Genomic DNA, 21,202 nt, shown 5'->3' on the forward strand with positions numbered 1-21,202 from the left:
ACTGCCCTATGTTCAATCCGCGTCAGGAACCCTGAAAAACCATGGCAAATGAACTGAAATCTCGCAGGGAGCAGGAAAAACAGGCGCGTTATGACGCCATTCTGGATGCTGCCGAGCGGGTCTTTTCCGAGAAGGGATACGAGCGCACGTCCATGGATGACATCGCACGTACCGCTAACCTGAGTCGGGCACTACTGTATGTGTACTTCAAGGATAAGTCAGCCATTCAGCGCGGTATTGTGCTGCGGGCGGGCGAAAGTCTGCGTCGTTGCTTCGCTCTGGCCTGCCAGGGTACAGACAACGGACTGCAGCAGATCAGCGCCATTGGTCGCGCCTATTACCGCTTTTACCTTGAAGAGCCGGACTATTTCGCTGCGCTGACCAACGCTGCCACCGCTATGCAGGATGCAGATGAATTTCAGGCAGAGCAGATGGCTGGCTGTGATAATAAGACGATGGAGCTCATGGTGCAGGCGCTACAGACAGGCCTTGGAGACGGAACTCTCAGCAAGGCTCGTATTCATGACCCGCTGGAGACTGCGCTCTACTTGAGAGGCGCCCTGCATGGCGTCATTATGCTATGCCAGCAGGAACTGGCTGAACCTGGGCCGCTGGCAGGTTATCCCAGCGAACGGCTGATCCAGCACACCCTGGCGATGCTGATGTCCTCCATTGCCGCGTAATCTCCGCCGAGGGAAACCGGCAGTCCGATCAACTTGAATGGTCTTGCCGCGCCTTTCAGCGCTGGAAATCGTAGATCGAGCCAAGGCCCAGAATACCCGTTAACTCGTCAAGTGCATGACGGCTCTCATCCAGTAGCATGGGATCAGCCAGATCGGCCTGGCTTAACTCATCCCGATAATGCCCCTGAACCCAGATGTTCAGACGTTCGAACAAGGCGTCGTCCAACAGCACGCCCTGATGCATGGCTTTGAGCTCTTCGTCGCTGAGCGCAACTCTCAGCCGCAGGCAAGCCGGGCCGCCGCCATTGCGCATCGACTGCTTGACGTCAAACACCTCTACCGATGTGATCGGGCCGCCAGCAGTCACAAGTCCATCCAGGAAGCTGCTGACTGACGCAATTTCACGGCACTCGCCCGGTACTGCCAGCATCATGCCGCCTTCAGGTGTCGACAAAAGCTGGCTGTTGAACAGGTACGAAGCGACCGCATCCGACAGCGGCACATCACTTTCCATCACTTTGATGGCCTGCAGCTCAGCGCCACGCAGTCGGGTGCGGATATCAGCCAGCATCGATTTTTCATTCAGAAAGGCTTGTTCGTGGTAGAACAATACGTTGCCGTTGCCCACCGCAATGACGTCGTTGTGGAACACGCCCGAATCGATAGCCGCCGGATTTTGCTGAGCAAAGACCACATGCTCATCGGTCAGGCCATGCAGCCGGGCAATGGCCTGGGACGCCTCCAGCGTCTGGCGAGCCGGGAAACGCACGGGCGCCGGCCGGGACTCGTCGAACGCAGCCTGCCCATACACAAACAGCTCTACCCCTGGCGCGCCGTGAGAAGCGCACAGCCGGGTGTGGTTGGCCGCGCCCTCATCCCCGAACTGACCCACGGAGGGCAAGGCTTTATGGTGCGCAAAGTAAGCCTCATCACTGAAAATTGAAGCCAGCGCACGCCCGGTCACAACATGTTCGATGGAGCGGTGAAACTTGGCGCTCAGGTTAGCGGGAGTAAAATGTACCCGGTGATCTGTGGTATCGGCACTGGGTGAGACCGTGGCAGCATTAGCCGTCCACATGCACGAAGCCGAGGCCACCGCCGCCAGCACAACCGGGTTCTGTTTCGCGACGGCCTGCAGGATATCGGCGTCTGACCCGGTGAAACCAAGCGCTTTGAGAGTCGGCATATGGGGCCGTTCGTGAGGTGGCAGAATACCCTGAACATAACCCCTGTCCGCCAGCCTTTTCATCTTTTGCAGACCCTGCAAGGCACCCTCGCGGGGATTAGACACCGCATGAACGTTGGACTTGGATGCCACATTACCCCAGGACAGGCCCGCATAATTATGGGTCGGGCCCACCAGGCCATCGAAATTGGCTTCAATTGCATGTTTAGGCATGGCGCAGGTCCCGCTCGGTCAATGTGTTCTCAACGCGCGTGTCAGTCAAAGCTCAGGCCGGGGGCCAGATTTGACGGCAGCTCGCTCTTATCGGCTTCCAGCGAGGCCATTGGCCAGGCGCAATAGTCCGCCGCGTAATAGGCGCTGGCGCGATGGTTACCGCTGGCACCTATACCACCAAAGGGCGCCGCACTACTGGCGCCTGTCAACGGGCGGTTCCAGTTCACGATGCCAGCCCGGACCTCTTCTACCAACCGTTCATACAACGCCCGGTCATCCGTCAGAATACCTGCAGAGAGGCCATAGCGGGTGTTATTGGCCAGCGCCAGTGCATCCTCAAAACTGTTGTATCGGTAGACCGTCAGCAACGGCCCAAAGAACTCTTCATCAACAGTTTCAACGCCGGTCACATCGATGATACCCGGTGACAGCAAAGCGGTACCGGCTTCCACCTGCTTCATCTCAAGCAGACTGGTCGCACCGGCTTCAATGAGACTGGCCTGCGCTTCAAGCAGCTTGTCCGCTGCTTCGACTGACACCACTGAGCCCATAAACGGTTGCGGCTCGGCATCGAATGCCCCCACCTTGATCCGGCCAGCTACCTCCACCAGCCGTGCCAGCACTTTGTCACCCTTCTGGCCATGAGGGACGAGCAGCCGACGTGCGCAGGTACAGCGCTGACCAGCAGACAGAAAGGCGGACTGCAAGGCATGATGGACAGCACCGTCAATATCCTCGACATCCTGCACAATCAGCGGGTTGTTACCGCCCATTTCAAGCGCGAGAATTTTCTCCGGCTGGCCACCAAACTGTTGGTGAAGCTGGTGACCGACGTTGGAACTCCCGGTAAAGAACAAGCCGTCCATGCCCGGATGACCCGCTACCGCGATACCTGTGTCCCGGGCGCCCTGCGTGAGGTTGATGACGCCGCTGGGCAGACCGGCCTTGAGCCATAGGCGTACCGTCAGCTCTGCCACTCCGGGCGTGAGCTCGCTGGGTTTGAAAACCACCGTATTGCCCGCCAGCAAGGCGGGAACAATGTGGCCATTGGGCAGGTGTCCCGGAAAATTATAGGGGCCGAAAACCCCGACAACACCGTGGGGACGATGACGAAGTACCGCATGGCCAGCGGCCACATCGGATTCGCTATGCCCGGTGCGTTCCTCATAAGCTTTGAGGGAAATGCCAATCTTGCCGATCATCGCCGCAACTTCCGTGCGGGACTCCCACAGCGGTTTACCGGTTTCGAGGCCAATCTGATGGGCCAGGGTTTCCTTTTCAGCTTCAAGTTGCTCGCCAAACGCTTCAATGATGGCCAGACGTTCGGCGAAGGCCAGACGGCGCCAGCCAGGAAACGCCTCCCGAGCCCCCCGCACCGCCGCATCTACATCCGCAAGACTCGCGCTTTCTCCCTGCCAGACGGTTTCTCCCGTGACCGGCTGGACAGATTCAAACATCGGCCCATGGCCTTCCAGCCAGAGCCCGTCGAGTAAAAGCTCACCGGTGAGTTCCATGCTCATATATGCCCCTCCCGGGCGTTTAACTCAAAGAAGTCAGGTCGCACGTTAAATTCAATGCGCTATTGTCTGTATTGGTGACCGCCCACCATCTTTCAAGGGCGCCAGTCGCACCAGATCTCCGGAGGACACCTCCAGAGCTTCAGCCACTTCCGCGGGAATGCTGACTGTATCGGGCTTGATGCACTGCAACGGGATGGTAGTGACCCTGAAATTTCTGAATGAACGATTGGACACCATCACCCGCTCTTCCGATGGCAGGTCCAGGTTCATCGGCTTGCGGCTGATCAAAACATGGCGATTAAGGCTTTCACGAACCGTTCGGATATTATGGATGAAGGCTTCTACCAACGGACCACCATCGAAGATATCCACCAGCCCATTAAAGTTGAAACCCTCGGATTGAAGCATTCTGAGTGCTGGCGCCGTATTGTCATGAACTCTGCCGATCACCGCTCGAGCCTCTGTTGGCAACAGGGGCAAATAAATCGGGAACTTTGGCATCAGCTCGGCGATAAAGGATTTGTTGCCTACACCTGACAGATAATCCGCCTGGCTGAATTCCATATCGAAGAAGCGCGCACCTAGCGCATCCCACAACGGGCTGCGGCCACTCTCATCCGAGACACCGCGCATTTCAGCAAAAACTTTGTCCGAAAAATGCCGATGGAAATCATCAAGAAACATGAAACGGCACCGGGATAGCAGCAAGCCATTGCCACCCTTACGATGAGTGTCGGACAACAGCAGGGAACATATTTCGGTGGTGTCCGTCATATCATTGGTCAGGTGCAGGGTCGGCGTTCGCACATGCACGCCCAGCTCCCGGGAAGCATTGACCGTGGTACTCAAACGGTAGTTATAAAACACCTCCTCAAGCCCCACCCGGGCTTCGATGCCGCTGATGCCCACACACTGTTTTAGCTCGGTGTCTTCCAGGGCAAACAGATACATACCAGCTTCGGGGGCACAGCGCTGGTTAAAGGCATCCTGGGCACGGTTGATTTTACCGGTCAGGCGGTCCTTGTTGGCAGGTAACGACGTCAGGCCCTTGCCAGCGGACTGGGCCATTCGGTAAATATCCTCAAGGTCGGTTTCCTGCAGGGGACGAATAATCAACATAGCTGGCCCTCGAAATTCAGCCTCATAATGGCACCACCAACAACTCATCACCCTGAGCGCACTTGAGCTGTGTCTGGAGGCTGACCGGCATTTTGACGGTTTCAGCCAAGCCTTCGCTGAGTACGGTCAGTACGCAGCGGAACTCCTGGCCCTCACCAATACCCACCAGATACAGATCGCCGCTGATATCCTCACCGGTGCGCAGGGTTTTGCGATGGCTGCCGATGACGCTTCTCAACATATCCGTCCGCGCCTCCAACACCGGACCGCCGTCAAAAATATCCACGTAATTACCGGCCTGAAAGCCTTCCCGCCCAAGCAGGTCACAGGTCTGGGTCGCTATTTTATGGGGCTGGCCGAGAGCAGCCTGGGCAGCATCGGTTAGTAGCGTGACGTAAATCGGGTTAGGTGGCATCAGCTCCGCTATGAACGTTTTGCTCAGGGTGCCGGAATATGCGTCAGCGGTATCAAAATCCATATTGAAGAAATGGCGTCCCAGACTGTCCCAAAATGGCACTTCACCGGATTCCAACTGCACACCTTGGATTTCCACCGCCATCAGCTTGGCAAACAGAGGTCGATGACGGGCAACAAACAGCAACCGGGCGCGGGATAATAGCTCAAAGGCCTCGGTACCACGCAACTCGGGCGCTATCATGAAGGAGCATAAAAGGGTGCGATCAGTCAGGGCGTGCGAGGGATACAGCACATCCACCCGACTGGAAACCCCCAGCTCGTGGGAGGCATGAATCAAGGCGTCACGGCGGTAATTATAAAAGGGATGGCCGTTGCCCGCCCGGGCATCGATTCCGGCTGTGCCGCACACCTTGCCGGTTTTAGTGTCTTCCAGCACGAACGTAAGACGTTCATTGCCGGTCGTGTCGGGGTGACCCGCCAGGGACCGCAGAGAGTACTCTATTTTGTCAGCGAGTTTGGTTTCGTCCGCAGGAACGGTTGAGGATACGCGGGCCTTCAGCGCCGAGGCCAACGCTTGAATGTCGGGTAAATCTTCCAGCTGAGCCGGGCGAACAACCCACATGCGGATCACTCCTTAAATTGCAGGATTATAAGGGTCTTATGCGCATACCTTTTTGACCGCTCGCTCAAAGCGCTCCAGCGCCTCGTCGATGTCGGAATCCGGAATGATCAGGGAGGGCGCCAGGCGAATCACATTCACGCCCGCGATCAGGACCATGACGCCTTCATCGATCCCGGCATTGAGAAAATCCTTGGCTTTGCCCTGCCAGGCTTCTGTCAGCACACAACCTAACAGCAAACCTTCGCCGCGCACTTCACTGAAAATATCGTAGCGCTTACCGATGGCCATCATGCCCTTGCGAAGATAATCCGACCGGGCTTTGACACCTTTGAGAATCTCGGGCTGGGAGACCGTATCTATAACCTTCTGTGCAACAGCACAGCCGAGCGGGTTGCCGCCGTAGGTACTGCCATGAGTGCCAACCCCCAGACTGGCCGCAATTTTAGCAGTGGTCAGCATCGCGCCTATCGGGAAACCTCCACCCAGAGATTTCGCGGAAGACAGGATGTCCGGTGTCACTCCGTACATCTGGTAAGCGAACAAATGCCCGGTACGGCCTACCCCGGATTGGACCTCATCAAAAACCAGCAAGGCATTGTGCTTGTCACAGAGCGCCCGGAGCCCTTCGAGAAACACTTTGTCGGCGGGCATCACACCGCCCTCACCCTGGATCGGTTCGACTACAATGGCGCAGGTTTTATCAGAAATCAGTGCTTCAACCGAGGCCAGATCGTTGTAGGTAGCATGATGAATACCCCCCGGCGCAGGTTCAAACCCTTCCAGATACTTGGCCTGTCCGCCGACGCTGACGGTAAAAAGTGTACGGCCGTGAAAGCTGTTCCGGAAGGAGATGATTTCATTTTTCTCCGCTCCATAATGTTCCCACCCATAGCGACGAGCTAATTTGAAAGCTGCCTCGTTCGCTTCGCCACCGGAGTTGGCGAAAAATACCCGTTCAGCAAACGTCAGATCGCACAGGGTTTTTGCCAGTTTGAGGGCCGGTTCATTGGTGAGCACATTGGAGAGATGCCAGAGCTTTCCAGCCTGCTCGACCAGCGCCCCAACCAGGCCTGGATGGGCATGACCGAGTGAGGTCACCGCAATACCGCCTGCCAGATCGACGAATTCGCGACCGTCCTGATCCCAGACCCGAGAGCCTTTACCTTTGACTGGTATAATCTTGCCCGGTGCATAATTGGGTACCATGACTTCGTCAAAAAGCTCGCGAGTGATACTTTGCTTGTTCATTCAGGCCTCACCATTAACAGACGTTTCATACGAATAGTCTAGCCGCCGACGACCGCGTTGGGTATGGGAAATATACGGACTCATGGGGAGCAAACCGGAGAGGCCCCTGTCAGGGCATCAATACTTCGGGTTCGCCGATTCCAGGCAGCTCAATAACTTTTAGTTGGCGGCCATCCTGCCCCATCAGAGCCTTGACTACCAGTTTGTAGGAATCCAGATCAAACGTCACGCTGGCGCCCCGGACAGATATATCCTGAAGCTCATCCTCATGATGAACCGTCGTGATATGCAGCCAGTTGTAGATCACCAGGATGTCCGTTGTACCCGTACGCTGATCCCGCTCAACAACTCCCACCGGGCCCTGCCAGGGCCAGGTTCTCAGCCGCAGCCCGTGGAAGCCGATCTGCGCGCGAAGGTTATATCGCACTACATCCTCGCCGCCGTCGCAGGCGCCCTTACACCGGCCCAATGTGCGCTGGAAACACGGGCCCTCCCGCTCCGGCTCAAGCCCAAGCAGTTTGTTGCAGAGATCGTTTTTCTGGGCAATCCCACTGAGAGCCCGTTCGGCATCCTTTTTACTGCGAAACAGCCCGTAGTAGTCTCCCAGCCGATGGGGTTCAATTTCCCGCACCAAACGGGCTTGCAGGTAACCCGCGTGATTTGCTGCCAATTCAATGCTGACCAGGGTTTTTGCCGCCCGGGAGCGCCGGTTAAATAGCGGGCTCAGGCTTTTGATCTGCTTTAGCTCCAGCAGCAGGGCGCCCAGTTCACCGGCGGTCTGCGTCCAGTCGACACGGCGCAGGCTTTCGGAAATGCGAACGCCTTTGTTGGTGTTGTGGTCGCCGGAAAAATGCGACGCCACCCGTTGCTGGATGTTGGTGCTCTTACCAACATACAACAGCACGTCATTTTCGCCGTAAAAGCGATACACACCAGGACTGTGCGGTAAATCCGACAGAATATCGGGAGGCAGATGGGAAGGCACACTGGGACGCTTGAGCAAATAGCGAAGGGCTTCGTCAAAACGCTCCCGTCCTTTATCCGTCATCGCGTGATGGAAAAACTCGAACATCGCCGAAACGTCACCCATCGCCCGATGACGCTGCACCTGTGCGAGGCCATGGCGGGTTATCAGAGCATCCATGTTATGACGGCGGAATTCCGGGTACAGATGCCGTGATAACTTCACCGTACATAGCACCGGCGCCGAAAATGCCTGCCCTAACCGACGAAATTCGGACTTAACAAAGCTGTAATCAAAACGGGCATTGTGGGCGACGAATATAACCCCTTCGAGTTTCTCTTTAAGATCGTCGGCAATCTCGGCGAACACAGGGGCGTCCGCCACCATGGCATTGGAAATGCCGGTCAGACTCTCAATAAAGGGTGAAATTCGGGTTTCCGGATTAACCAGGGTTTGGTATTCGTCAATGATTTCGTCGTTTTGCCAGAAGCGAATACCCACTTCCGTAATGCGATCATAAGCAGCATTTCCGCCCGTCGTTTCGAGGTCGAGAAAGGCGAAAACTTCGGAAGTCGTAAAATATTTTTTCAAAACCATTCAATAATTTACACACAAGAGCTGATTTTACGCTACCTTAGAATGACGACATTCTGACGAGTCAGGTTAGACATTCGTCTAATTATTAATCGAAAATGTTTGATTTGTCACGAATTCGTAACTATTTTGGTGAAGACCCTACAAAAATAACGTGTGGAGACAACAACGATGCAAAGCAACAAACTCAGGATGGCAATTCGTGCGACGGCTGCCGCAGCAGTGCTTGGGGTAAGCGCTCAGGCTGGAGCCATCAGCTTCGAGACTGGCGGTTATGAAACCAGTATCTATGGCTACGCGCGCTTCAACGCAAGCTATGACTTCGATAACGACAATTCTCTCAGCACCCGCTCAGGCTCTTATGCAAATCTGGCAAACGACTCTGGCGTAGACGGCCACTTCGGCGCGGACGCGGTCCAGAGCCGGATCGGCATTCTGACAACCACCCCTCAAGGTGTGAAAATTAACGTCGAAGGTGACTTCCGCGGCGCTGGCAATACGATTCGCCTGCGTCACGCCTACGGTGAATATAACGGCGTTTTGATGGGTCAGACCTGGTCGAACTTCACCAGTTTTGTCGGCAATACCTCCACTCTGGACTTTGACTCACTACCCGGTGCCGCAGGCTTGCAGTCGCGGTCAGCTCAGGTCCGTTACACATCCGGCCCGCTTTCGCTTTCATTAGAACAGCCTAGCGGAGACTACTTTGAGAATGTAGGTGGCGCCGGCCCCAATCAGGTCCTGAATTCCGCTAGCAGCAAAGACTCCTTCCCAGCAGTTACCGCGAGATTGCAGGATTCAGCAGGCGGTCTCTCCTACGCCGCAGCTGTCCTAGCTCACCAGGTGGAGTATGACACTGGCGCTACTGACGATAGCTTTATAGGCTTCGCCACGTTTGGCTCCCTGAAAATGGCTCTAACGGACATGATCACCATTCAGGGTTCGCTGACTTATACCGATGGGGCTAACAGCTATCTGTATCGCTCTGGTGATAACTTCGGCGCAGCGAGTGCATACAGCAATCCAGCTAACGCCGACCTTGAGTCCGTATCAGGCTATGGCGGCCAAGTCGGCGCAGGTATCAATCTAGGCGGTGGCCGCAGCATCAACATCGGCTACGGTATGGTTGAAGTTGACTGGGACGACGCAGAATCCGATGGGGTGGTTAATATTGGCGGACAGAGCGAAAACAACTCTGCTATTATGACCAACTACCAGTGGACACCGATTGAGAACGTCATGATGGGCGTTGAATACCAGTTCCTGAAGCGTGAAAACGTAGACGGTTCTGACGGCGATGGCAGCCGTATCCTGTTCGCAGGTCAGTACAACTTCTAAGCCACACCTGGAAGTTTGAAAATGAGAAAGCCCCGGCACGCCGGGGCTTTTTTTGGTCTGGATGTTATGAAAGCGAAAATGGTGGTCTATCCGATTGATTCGGATCGAGTTCATTCTGGACTTCCATAAGCAGACTGGCCTCGCGAAAACCCCCTGATTGAAAGGCTGCAGAAATCAAACTATCCGCTTATTCCACATCATAGAAAATAGATTCGCTAAGAATAGTAGCCTGGGACAGATAACTGAGATCGCCCTCCGGCGTTCCGGCTTCGGAAAAAATGTCACGCCAATGCTCCCGGACGATATCAACCATTCGCTCGATCATCTCGCTGGCGTGATCCTTTTCGAGCCCAAAGCGACCACAGTCACTAATGGCGTTCTTCAGATTGGCCTGCCGCCCCCACTCACCGACAACCATGGCTTGATCCGCTGAAATGCCGGTTCTAGGCTGGGGGCAAACGTCATAGGCTGGCGTCAGATCCAGCCAATGACCATCCCAGAAGCAGGCATGATTGCGAGCGTGATCATCCACATTCCCGATAAGAATATTGAACACCATTCGGCGAAACAGCTCAGCGCCGTCTTGCCGGAAGTCCCGGGCATACTGGCGCAACACATCCGCCAGCTCAAGATAGCTTGAATAACCGGCCCGGACCGCGTATTCGTCCAGACTCAAAAGCGTCATGACTCTGATCATATGCCGGCGATAAACGCCCTCCGTGGTGACTGTGCGATCGAACCGACGCACCAGAATCACCCGCTTTTTCAACGCCTCCACAATCCGGGTTTCAGCAACATTAAGCCCAGCTTTCCGAGCCAGTTGCATGCCGCCGCCTTCAATGCCGACCATATCGGCGGAGTCCCTGCTGGAACTGAACTTGGCAATCCAGTACTCACCATTTTCATGCAGAAGCGCCTTGGGACGGGCCCCGCCTACGCTTGTTCCGTGATTCAGGGCAGAATCAAGATGCGGAGCCAGGGCTTTTCCCTGATCAATCCTATCGGCTGCTTCTAGCAGATGCTCCAGCGGCGCTGCATGGCTTTTCTTTGGAGTGTAGTGCTTCGGATCATTCGTAGCGTCCAGCGCCCCGATGCGATCCGGCCCCGCCCGGAGCAGGAAATCGATCTCACCCAGCTCGCTTTGTTTGCGACCCGGCGTATTTGCGAACTCTCTCAACATGACATTACGCCCCCAGGCGTCCGGGGAAGCATCGCGAATGGCGCAGTTCAGTTCGGCATCAAGCACTGTTTCATCATCAGTCAGCTCGCCCAGAGGACGGCCAGGAGGTGCCAGAGTGATAGCATTTTCACGATCAAGGTAGCTTCTTGCATAACGGAAAACATGCTCGTAGCCATTGAAAGCAACAACGCCACACACAACCGGTTCGATCTCCCCGGGAAGGTAAAGCCAAAGAAACGCCTCTTCAGAAATCATTATCGATCACCTTTTTCCGGTGAGCGGAAACGTTTCGAGTTACCGGGGCGGACGCCCGGGGCCTGGAGCGTGATGAAAGGTTTACCAATGCCTCAACCAGAGAGCTCACAGTTCCCGAGGACTCCTGAGCGTTGAGCGGGAGCGTAGAAAGAAGAGGCAGATTCAGAACCCAAAGCGCACTGACCACCAGGCCAAAATCTGTTGCTGGGTCGCCACTTTCCAGGGCACTGATATGCCGCCTGTCTATGCCTCCCAAGCGCTTGCCCAGCTCGGACTGACTCCACTTCCGCTCCTTTCGGGCGGCGGCAATGAGCTCACCGGTAGCTTTCAGGGCATCCTGAACTTGCCGGACATTATAGGTTTGTGCTTCTATTAATTTAGGCATTGTTCACCAAAACGTACAATGAATTACTGTGAGTGCATTTTAGTGACCACAAGACCAATTGCAAAGTTATGTGCACTTAAATGTACAGGTATATCGAGAATGTACGTGTTTATGGACTAGATGGCGAAAGAAGGGAGCGATATTACCAAGGAAAGAATAAGCGAGGCGGGTCCGGTTATTCAGAACCGTAGAGCGCCACGGATGGCGCGACCGAGCCCTACAGGGATGTATTTACGGGCGTGTTCCGAATAACCGGACCGGCCTCGCGAAAGCCCCGTAACCCGCAGACTACAGGGCAATCAACCACCAAAAGTCAGAGCAGCAGGGACCGAATATCCCCAAGCAACTGACTTAGCACAGAAGTAAACCGCGCAGCATCCGCACCATTCACCGCCCGGTGATCGTAAGACAGCGACAACGGCAACATTAGCCGTGGCTGGAAATCCCTGCCATCCCAGACCGGCTTCATCGCCGCCCTGGACACCCCAAGAATCGCCACCTCTGGCGTATTCACAATGGGCGTAAACGCCGTGCCACCGATACCACCCAGACTGGTAATGGTAAAGCAGGCACCCTGCATCTCCGCTGGCTTCAGTTGCTTGTCCCGAGCCTTCTGGGCCAGCTCCGCACTTTCTGCCGCAAGCTCCCACAGCCCCTTCTTGTCCACATCTCTGATCACCGGCACCATCAGCCCGTTGGGCGTGTCCACCGCAATCCCGATGTGAATGTATTGCTTGCGTACCACCTCCTTACGCTCCATATCCAGTGCCACATTGAACTGTGGCAGCTCCGCCAGCGCCGTGGCACAGGCCTTCAGCAGGAACGGCAGCGGCGTCATCTTCACGCCCTTCTTCTCACCGGCTGTCTTCTGGCCCTTGCGGAAATCCTCCATGTCGGTGATGTCCGCATCCTCGAACTGGGTCACGTGCGGTACGTTCAGCCAGCTGCGCTGCATATTATTCGCGGTGGCGAACATTATGCGGGACATGGCTTCACGTTTGACCTCACCAAACTGGCTGAAGTCGGGCAGCTTGACGCCCGGGATACCAGAGCCGGTGGTAACACCACCACTGCCCTGCTGAGCCTGCTTGAGCTGGCTTTTCACATAGTCGTGAATGTCGTCCTTCAAAATCCGGCTCTTGGGCCCACTGCCTTTGATTCGGGTCAGATCTGCACCCAGTTCACGAGCCAGCTTCCGTACAGCAGGGCCAGCGTGAACCTTCGTGCCTGCCGGTGGTAGCTCCGACTCAGGCTCCGCCTGGCGGTCTTCTCGGGCCGGTGCTTTGTCCTGTTTCGGAGCAGAAGTTGAAGACTCGTTCGATTCAGGCGCTTCCGACTTCTCGTCCTCGCCCTTATCATCACTGTCATCCTCATCCGACTCACCACCGGTTACCTGCATTTCCAGCAGATCATCACCCTGGGAGATATTGTCACCTTCGGACACCAGGATTTTGCCAATCTTACCGGCGAAAGGAGAAGGAATTTCCATGGTCGCCTTGTCAGACTCGACGGTAACCAGTGGATCGTCCTCAGCGACTTCGTCGCCTTCCTTCACATTGATCTCAATAATGGGCACGTTCTCGGAGCCGCCCATATCCGGTACCTGAACTTTCTCTTTCCGGGAGCCCCCACCAGAAGTCGCTTTTTTAGGCTTACTCTGAGTGTCACCAGATTTGCTGTCAGACGCCTCCGTTTTCTCCGGTTTCGGTTCTTCCGTCTTTTCGTCAGCCTTGCTGTCGTCGCTCTCGTCGTCCTTAGAGCTGCCAGCGTCATCGCCGGACTCCACTTCCATCATACCAACGACGTCGCCTTCCTTGACCTTATCGCCCACCTTGACGGTGATCTTGGTGATCTTGCCGGCAGACGGAGATGGCAACTCCACAGAGGCCTTGTCTGACTCAACAGTCAGGATCGGATCTTCTTCAGCTACGGAATCACCCTTGCCGACGGTGATCTCGATAACTTCGACCTCATCCGCCCCGCCGAGATCCGGAACTTTGATTTCCTGTTCACTCATGGCGGTCTCCTTAGCTCAACACCGGGTTCGATTTATTGCGGTCAATGCCATACTTGCGCATTGCCTCCAGAACCTGGTCTTGCTTCATTTCGCCGTCACGAGCCAGCGCTGTCAGCGCTGCCACAACAACGTGGTAACGATCCACCTCAAAGAAGCTGCGCAGCTTCTCGCGGGTATCACTTCGGCCAAAGCCATCGGTTCCCAGCGTAATATATGTGGCTGGTACAAACGCTCGCACCTGCTCAGAATAAAGCCTCATATAGTCTGTTGACGAGACCACCGGCCCTTGCTGCTTTTCAAGGCATTGGGTGATATAGGGAACCTTTGCCTTATCTTCAGGATGAAGCCGATTCCAGCGCTCAACATGCTGTCCGTCCCGGGTGAGCTCGTTAAAGCTGGTGACGCTCCAGACATCACTGGCAACGCCAAAATCCTCTCTCAGAAGTTCGGCACCAGCCCGCACTTCGTTAAGGATGGCACCGCTGCCAAGCAATTGAACTCGCGGCGCTTTCTTACGGCCCTTGGTTTCCTGTGACTCAAGCTTGTACATACCCTTGATGATGCCGTCCTCTACCCCTTTGGGCATGGCTGGCTGTTCGTAATTCTCATTCATCATGGTGACGTAATAGAAGACGTTTTCGTTGCGCTCGAACATGCGCTTCATGCCTTCATGAACCACTACTGCCATCTCGTAGCCGAAGGTAGGATCATAGGACACGCAGTTTGGAATCGTCTGCGCCAGGATATGGCTGTGACCATCCTGATGCTGCAGACCTTCACCGTTAAGCGTGGTTCGACCGGCAGTCCCGCCAATCAGGAAGCCGCGTGCCTGGATATCGCCCGAGGCCCAAGCCAAATCGCCTACGCGCTGGAAACCAAACATGGAATAGAACGCATAGAATGGAATCAGCGGAAAGTCGTTGGTGCTGTAAGACGTCGCACACGCCATCCACGCTGCCATTGAGCCATCTTCGTTGATACCTTCTTCGAGGATCTGTCCCTTCTTGTCCTCTTTGTAGTACATGATCTGCTCACGATCCTGAGGCACATATTTCTGGCCTTCAGAGGTGTAGATACCAAGCTGCCGGAACATGCCCTCCATACCAAAAGTCCGTGCTTCGTCTGGCACGATTGGCACCACCCGCTTACCAATACGCTTGTCTTTGGTCAGCGCAGTCAGCAATCGGACAAAGGCCATGGTCGTTGAAATAGCTCGGCCATCGGAGCCGTCGAGCAGGCTCTTGAAGATGCTCAGTTCGGGTATCTGCAGCGGCTGACAATCTTTGCGGCGTGACGGCACTGCGCCACCCAAGTCCTGTCGACGCTTCTTCATATAGACCATTTCAGGGCTGTCAGCGTCAGGGCGGTAGTAAGGCACACTTTCCAGCTCATCGTCCTTCAATGGCACCGCAAAGCGGTCCCGGAAGCTCTTGAGTTCGCTGATATCGAGCTTTTTCAACGAGTGGGTGGTGTTTTGCGCCTCGCCAGCACCGCCGAAACCGTAGCCTTTAATCGTATGAGCCAGGATAACCGTCGGCTTGCCATTATTGTTATGGACCGCGTGGTGATAAGCCGCGTAGACCTTATAGGGGTCGTGACCGCCCCGGTTGAGCTTGTTGATGTCGTCGTCCGACAGGTTGTCGACCAGACTGGCCAGCTCCGGGTATCGCCCAAAGAAATTCTTGCGCGTGTAGGCGGCGCCATTGCTCTTGAAATTCTGCAGTTCACCGTCGCACACCTCGTCCATTACGCGCTGCATGATGCCGTCCTTGTCCTTGGCAAACAGTGGGTCCCACATCCTACCCCAGACAACTTTGAGCACATTCCAACCTGCACCCCGGAAGATACCTTCCAGCTCCTGGATGATCTTGCCATTACCACGAACCGGGCCATCCAGACGCTGGAGGTTACAATTGACGACAAAAATTAGGTTGTCCAGATTCTCCCGACCAGCTTTGGAAATCGAGCCCAGAGTTTCCGGCTCATCGCACTCGCCATCACCAACAAAACACCAGACCTTGCGCTCGCCTTTATCGATCAGCTCCCGGCTGTCAAGATACTTCATCACGTGAGCCTGGTAGATGGCCTGCATGGGACCGAGGCCCATGGAAACCGTAGGGAACTGCCAGTAATCCGGCATCAGCCAGGGGTGTGGATAGGAGGATAGGCCAGTGCCATCAACTTCTTCGCGATAACTGTCTAGCTGCTCTTCGTCAAAACGACCTTCAAGGTAGGAGCGGGCATAGATACCCGGCGCTGAATGGCCCTGGAAATACACCAGGTCCGACTCGCGTTTCTCATCACCGCCATGGAAAAAGTAGTTGAAGCCTACGTCGTACAGGGTGGCTGCCGAGGAAAACGACGATATATGGCCGCCCAGATCTCCGGGCCGCTTGCCCGCCCTGACAACCATCGCCATGGCGTTCCAGCGGATCAATGAGCGAATTCTGCGCTCCATGAACAGGTCGCCAGGCATGCGGGATTCCCGCACCGAAGCAATGGTGTTCCGGAATGGCGTCGTGATGGAATAAGGCAGCTCTGTGCCATCACGGCTGGCTCTCTGTGAAAGCCGCTCCAGAATGTATTTAGCGCGATCAACACCTTCCTGTTCTATCAGAGACTCCAGTGCATCCAGCCATTCACTGGTTTCAACGGGATCATCGTCCTGGTACATCAAACCCTCCCCTAAACTTCTAAAGTGCAGCGGTTGCCGATAGAACAGGCAATCGAACGTGCGATGTGAAATTCAAACCAATACAAAATGCAGGCTCTAACTCAGATGTTTCCTATACAGCATAGAACAGGATCTTTAACTTTCCTGCCTAAATCGGACGCAGTTGCCAAGCCCAGGAAAAGCTCAGAAAAGGAATACCCTGAGCAAAACCTAATGGATCAGTCCTTTTTCCATTTTTGTAGTATTTTTACTACCAATTAGTCGGTTATTCCAAAAAATAGAGTCAGATAATGCCTTTAGTTCACATTTCAAACAACCTGCCTACGACCAATGTCGTAGCATTACGAATTGCGATCTCGATCCTTCATGCTCTAAAGAAACTTTTCACGATTTCGGCGGTGTTGGCTTTGCACTGATACTGAAGCCCCCATTCTTATATAGGGTTTGGCCCGAAATGCCTCTTAGCCTCCATGGGAATTTTCATTAGACCTGAAAATAGTTTCACATTTCTGTATACTTTCTCGCCTATTTTTAGTGCTGGACGGACCCCGAGCGAGCCCTCCGCCAACACACATGCAACTCGAGGACGTTTCATGAACTCTATCGTCAGCTTTCCGAACCGCATACCCGCTGTCGAATTCGAAGAACGGCGTTTTCAGGTTTATACCGACCGCCAGATGGACAAAATTGAAGTCATTCAAAAGCTGCCGGAAGCCACCTTATTTGAAATGAAAGTGGTGGCCAGCGTGTTGCCTTTCCGGGTAAACGAGTATGTGATCAATGAGCTGATCAACTGGAATAGGGTTCCTGACGACCCGATCTACCAACTCGTGTTTCCGCAAAAAGGCATGCTCAAAGACGAGCACTTTGAACGCATGGCACAGCTACACCGCGAAGGCGCTGACAAAAAACGTATTCAGGCTGTGGCCAAGGAAATCCGCGACGAGCTCAACCCCCATCCAGCAGGACAAATGGAAATGAACCTGCCCGAGTTCGATGGCGAGGTTCTTGAAGGAGTGCAGCACAAATATAGGGAAACCGTGCTGTTTTTTCCCTCCCAGGGGCAGACCTGTCACTCCTATTGCACCTTCTGTTTTCGCTGGGCGCAGTTCGTCGGTGACAAGGACCTGAAAATGGCTAGCACCGATGCTGGCAAACTGCACGGTTATCTGCAGGAACACCCGGAAGTCAGCGACCTTCTGGTGACCGGTGGTGATCCCATGGTGATGAAGACCAAACATCTGGTGCAGTATCTGGAGCCTTTGCTCGAACCGGAATTCGACCACATCCAGACCATCCGGATCGGCACCAAAGCACTCACCTTCTGGCCCTACCGGTTTGTGACCGACAAGGACTCCGAAGAACTGCTCGACCTGTTCGCCCGACTAGTTGACGGCGGCAAACACGTCGCGATCATGGCGCACTACAACCACTGGCAGGAGATCACCACCGACATTGCCGAGGAAGCCATCCGGCGCATCCGGGCCACCGGCGCCGAGATTCGGGCCCAGGGCCCGCTGATCAAACATGTCAACGATAACGCGGAGGCCTGGGCAAAATTGTGGAAGAAAGAAGTACAGCTCGGAATCATTCCCTACTACATGTTCGTAGAGCGTGACACCGGCGCCAAGAATTACTTTGAAGTACCGCTTGCTGAAGCCTTTCACATTTACCGGGAGGCCATCAAACAGGTCTCAGGCCTCGCCCGCACCGCTCGCGGCCCATCCATGAGCGCCGGGCCTGGCAAGGTGGAAGTTCAGGGTATTACCGAAATCAACGGCAAGAAGGTCTTCGTTTTACGCTTTATCCAGGCTCGCAATCCAGATTGGGTACAGCGGCCGTTTTTTGCCAAGTACAGTGAGACCGCCACATGGCTGCACGAATTGGAACCAGCTCTGGGGGATGAGAAGTTCTTCTTTGAGGACGAGTATGAGGAAATGAAGAGAGGCAACGGTTAGCGCTCAGTGTTTACCGGGGCGGCTCTCCAATAGGGGCCGCTTTTCCTTTCTCCCGTGTTTGATTACGATCACCGTTAACAACACCCTGCGTCTCACGAAAAACCCCACCCCAAGTTTGTAAAATTCTGCCAAATATCCTGGAAAAGTCACTTAATCCGACATTCATACACCATATGGGTGATGTCAGTTCCTTACGGTTTCTTCAGATTTAACGCGTCGAAAACCGATAACACCAATGAGGAATGACCATGGCAGTTTTCCATCGCACTATCGTGCATGCGTTGTCGCTATCCTTTCCTGAAGGAGGCACCCAATGACCAGTCAACACACTCTGCGTAAATGGCTTTTGCTGCTCACCGCGGCAGCGTCCCTTTCCCTTGCCGGCTGTGGGGGCGGAAGTTCCTCCGGTTCGGCCTCCCAAAACGACAACACTCCTGACGAAGATATTCGTGCGGTTGCCGGCACTGCTGCGGCTGGCGCTCCCATTTCAGGGTTCGTTGGAGCCCGCGATCTCAATAGCGAGACTGTCAACACCAATATTAATTCTGATGGCACCTTTGCGCTTGATTTGTCAGCACTCCAACCGCCGGTTTTACTGTTTGCCAGCGGTATTTCCGGTGGTAACGCCTATCAGCTTTTATCAGTCGTGTTCGAGGACGACCTCCATGGCACGGTCAATATCACACCGCTGACGGATTTAATTATAGGCAACGCCGTGGGCCAGGCTCCGGCAGAGTTTTTTAACAACCCGGATTTCGCTCTGATCGCGCAAGAGTCTGTGGAGACGCAGGAAGCGGCCCTGAGAACAAGACTCAAACCTCTGCTGGACGGCCTGGGCGTAGCTGACGACTTCGATCTGCGGAACTCCCCGTTTCTGGCAGATCGCAGCGGCTTTGATGCGGTACTGGACTTGATCGAAGTTCAGGTTGATCCAGCGGCTAATACCGCCACTATTGTCAACCGCGTCAATCGCGAACAGTCCATCACAAACAGCTTCACTCAGCCCGACAGCGACACCACGCCTCTTGAAGTGGATGAACAGACCCTCAACGACGGCCTCTCAAAACTTCAAACGGCAGGGGCCCTGGCATCGGCTGCGGCCACTGCGCTGGACACCAATGACCGCGCTACTCTGGAAACACTGCTTGCAGATGACTTTCTGAACAATGGCGAATTCGGTGCAGAATGGTTGGACCGATTACTGGGCACGGAGGATGCGGGTGAACTGGCCAATGACCTGCGCGACTGGTCATTGGAAACCGTCGAGAACAGCACGGTTAACCTCAACGTAGGTTCTCCGAACGGACCCTGGCAAGCCATCGACGATAACGGTGATTTGAAATTACGCGGCAACCAGGTTCAGTTCCTGGCCTATTCCGAGGCAACCCATATTGTCGAGAATGGCGCTGAGCCCGCTGTCGTTCGGGAGATTGCCACCAGCCTGTTAGCCAGTAATCCAATCGCGGAATTAGGCACCGTGGCCAACTCTGACGTGACAGTAAGCGGCCCCCAGGGCACACCTTTCAACGGACCACTTGAGGAGGGGTTTGGCGACCGGTTCAGCACCTTCTTCGTCATCGGGCCGAATGATCTGGGCCAGATTCAGACCGGCGACGAATACACCTTTACCTGGGTTGGCCCCAGCGCATCAGCTCAATCAACCTACACCGTCCGCCGTGGCCAGCCTCGGCTCAGTGAAGGCGCGCCAGAAATCACATCCACGTCGGCGGATCTGACTGCCGCCCAGTACAGTTTCGAGTGGACTCTGCCTCCGGGTTACGAGTCGGTGTCTGTGCGCAACAACTTCACCGGCCAGACCCCGGGCGGTCAAGGCGGCGGCTTTACCGGTAACCCCCTCGCCAATGAGGCACGTTCATTTACCGGTGACTTACCTGACGGTTTCTCGCCTCAGACCGATGACGAGCTCCGGCTGATCGCCCGCGATCCTTACGGTGTATTCGTTGCGGCGAGGCTGATCAATCCGTTTGCGGATCAAGTCCCAACCGTGCAACAAGACCGCCTGCTGGGGAGCTGGGTCTACGAAGAAGGAACCAATAAACGTAACATTTTATCGTTTATAAACGAGACCCATTACGTCATTTTCCACGAACACGACGACAGCGAAAGCCAGACTCCCGGTTCAGGCGAGTACGGCACCTATGTTTGGAATGTCGCTGCAGGGACTATAGCGTTTGATACAGAAATCGAATCCGACGGCGGGGGTGGTCTGAACTCGAGAACTGCCGAATCCGTAGAGCTGCTGGATGACACTCTTGCATTGGGTCTGGACGACGGCTCCATCGAGTTTTCCCGCGTTAGCGACGCATCCAATCAACTGGTCGGTGGCAGGCTTTATTACGAAGCCAGCTCAAACAATAATAATGTTCTCACAATCCTGAATGATTCTGAGTATGCACTCGTTCATACCAATAACCAGGAAACCTACCCAGGTGAAGCTGTTCAGGCGCTTTCAGGCGAGTTTGGCACCTACACCTATGCAAGTGGTGTTTTCTCTGTCACCGGAGCCACCGTTGATTCGGATGGTGATGGTGGCCTGTATAGCGAGGGCGGCGAGCAGTTTAGTGCTCCCATGACAGTAGAATCAGATGGGTCACTGGCTTTCAACCCGGCTACAGAAGACGCGTTCACCTTTGACAAACCGTAATCTGGACAGCGTCTGATGTACCATCAGCGTGATTGGCCGTTCCGATCAAGCTGATAGCCCCGCCCATGCGGGGCTTTTTTTAACTTCCCATACTCCGCGAATGCCAGAAGTTCCAGCAATTCATTCGCACCTACATCCATTTTATGCTTTACTCTGGAAACGCC

General features: G+C 54.9%; 14 protein-coding genes. 4 read left to right on the forward strand and 10 right to left on the reverse strand.

Annotated features, from left to right (window positions below; translation table 11 throughout):
* Positions 1 to 41: 41 nt before the first annotated feature.
* Positions 42 to 683 carry a TetR/AcrR family transcriptional regulator gene (locus tag WEB64_RS15615; RefSeq protein WP_368060598.1) on the forward strand — a complete coding sequence of 214 codons (642 nt, stop codon included), beginning with the start codon at positions 42 to 44 and terminating at the stop codon, positions 681 to 683.
* Positions 684 to 738: 55 nt separating this feature from the next.
* On the opposite strand, the gene astB is transcribed toward WEB64_RS15615, so the two are convergent.
* The 6 genes from astB to WEB64_RS15645 form a co-directional block, all read right to left on the reverse strand.
* Positions 739 to 2,082 (reverse strand): N-succinylarginine dihydrolase, encoded by a 1,344-nt coding sequence (gene astB / locus WEB64_RS15620; protein ID WP_368060596.1) that lies wholly within the window; start codon positions 2,080 to 2,082, stop codon positions 739 to 741.
* A 41-nt stretch (positions 2,083 to 2,123) separates the two neighbouring features.
* Entirely contained in the window at positions 2,124 to 3,596 is a 1,473-nt protein-coding gene (gene astD, locus WEB64_RS15625; protein WP_368060827.1) for a succinylglutamate-semialdehyde dehydrogenase, read from the reverse strand.
* Between the two features lie 57 nt (positions 3,597 to 3,653).
* Positions 3,654 to 4,721 carry an arginine N-succinyltransferase gene (astA, locus tag WEB64_RS15630; RefSeq protein ID WP_368060594.1) on the reverse strand — a complete coding sequence of 356 codons (1,068 nt, stop codon included), beginning with the start codon at positions 4,719 to 4,721 and terminating at the stop codon, positions 3,654 to 3,656.
* A 22-nt stretch (positions 4,722 to 4,743) separates the two neighbouring features.
* On the reverse strand, positions 4,744 to 5,760 hold the full coding sequence (locus WEB64_RS15635; RefSeq protein ID WP_368060592.1) for an arginine N-succinyltransferase: 1,017 nt from the start codon (positions 5,758 to 5,760) through the stop codon (positions 4,744 to 4,746).
* 36 nt (positions 5,761 to 5,796) lie between these two features.
* On the reverse strand, positions 5,797 to 7,008 hold the full coding sequence (locus WEB64_RS15640) for an aspartate aminotransferase family protein (protein ID WP_368060590.1): 1,212 nt from the start codon (positions 7,006 to 7,008) through the stop codon (positions 5,797 to 5,799).
* A 109-nt stretch (positions 7,009 to 7,117) separates the two neighbouring features.
* The gene (locus WEB64_RS15645) at positions 7,118 to 8,569 is read right to left on the reverse strand and encodes an exonuclease domain-containing protein (protein ID WP_368065678.1); all 1,452 of its coding nucleotides are present in this window, start codon (positions 8,567 to 8,569) and stop codon (positions 7,118 to 7,120) included.
* Between the two features lie 168 nt (positions 8,570 to 8,737).
* Between WEB64_RS15645 and WEB64_RS15650 the strand changes: the two genes are divergently transcribed.
* Positions 8,738 to 9,904 carry a DcaP family trimeric outer membrane transporter gene (locus tag WEB64_RS15650; protein ID WP_368060586.1) on the forward strand — a complete coding sequence of 389 codons (1,167 nt, stop codon included), beginning with the start codon at positions 8,738 to 8,740 and terminating at the stop codon, positions 9,902 to 9,904.
* Positions 9,905 to 10,091: 187 nt separating this feature from the next.
* On the opposite strand, the gene WEB64_RS15655 is transcribed toward WEB64_RS15650, so the two are convergent.
* The 4 genes from WEB64_RS15655 to aceE form a co-directional block, all read right to left on the reverse strand.
* Complete coding sequence (locus tag WEB64_RS15655; RefSeq protein ID WP_368060584.1) at positions 10,092 to 11,339, reverse strand: type II toxin-antitoxin system HipA family toxin; 1,248 nt, start codon at positions 11,337 to 11,339, stop codon at positions 10,092 to 10,094.
* Positions 11,329 to 11,724 carry a helix-turn-helix transcriptional regulator gene (locus WEB64_RS15660; protein ID WP_368060582.1) on the reverse strand — a complete coding sequence of 132 codons (396 nt, stop codon included), beginning with the start codon at positions 11,722 to 11,724 and terminating at the stop codon, positions 11,329 to 11,331. Before WEB64_RS15660 ends, WEB64_RS15655 begins: the two co-directional genes overlap by 11 nt.
* A 313-nt stretch (positions 11,725 to 12,037) precedes the next feature.
* Positions 12,038 to 13,741 (reverse strand): dihydrolipoyllysine-residue acetyltransferase, encoded by a 1,704-nt coding sequence (gene aceF / locus WEB64_RS15665; protein WP_368060580.1) that lies wholly within the window; start codon positions 13,739 to 13,741, stop codon positions 12,038 to 12,040.
* A 10-nt stretch (positions 13,742 to 13,751) separates the two neighbouring features.
* Positions 13,752 to 16,415, reverse strand: a complete 2,664-nt coding sequence (aceE, locus tag WEB64_RS15670) for a pyruvate dehydrogenase (acetyl-transferring), homodimeric type (protein WP_368060578.1) — start codon at positions 16,413 to 16,415, stop codon at positions 13,752 to 13,754.
* Positions 16,416 to 17,008: 593 nt separating this feature from the next.
* On the opposite strand from aceE, the gene WEB64_RS15675 reads away from it, so the two are divergent.
* Together WEB64_RS15675 and WEB64_RS15680 are read left to right on the forward strand one after the other, a co-directional pair.
* A complete protein-coding gene (locus WEB64_RS15675) occupies positions 17,009 to 18,373 on the forward strand; it encodes a KamA family radical SAM protein (RefSeq protein ID WP_368060576.1) in 1,365 nt (454 codons plus the stop codon).
* Positions 18,374 to 18,686: 313 nt separating this feature from the next.
* Entirely contained in the window at positions 18,687 to 21,038 is a 2,352-nt protein-coding gene (locus tag WEB64_RS15680) for a hypothetical protein (protein WP_368060574.1), read from the forward strand.
* The last annotated feature ends 164 nt before the right edge of the window (positions 21,039 to 21,202 follow it).

It is taken from the genome of Marinobacter sp. (genome assembly GCF_040882185.1).
In the GTDB taxonomy this organism is placed as follows: Bacteria; Pseudomonadota; Gammaproteobacteria; order Pseudomonadales; family Oleiphilaceae; genus Marinobacter.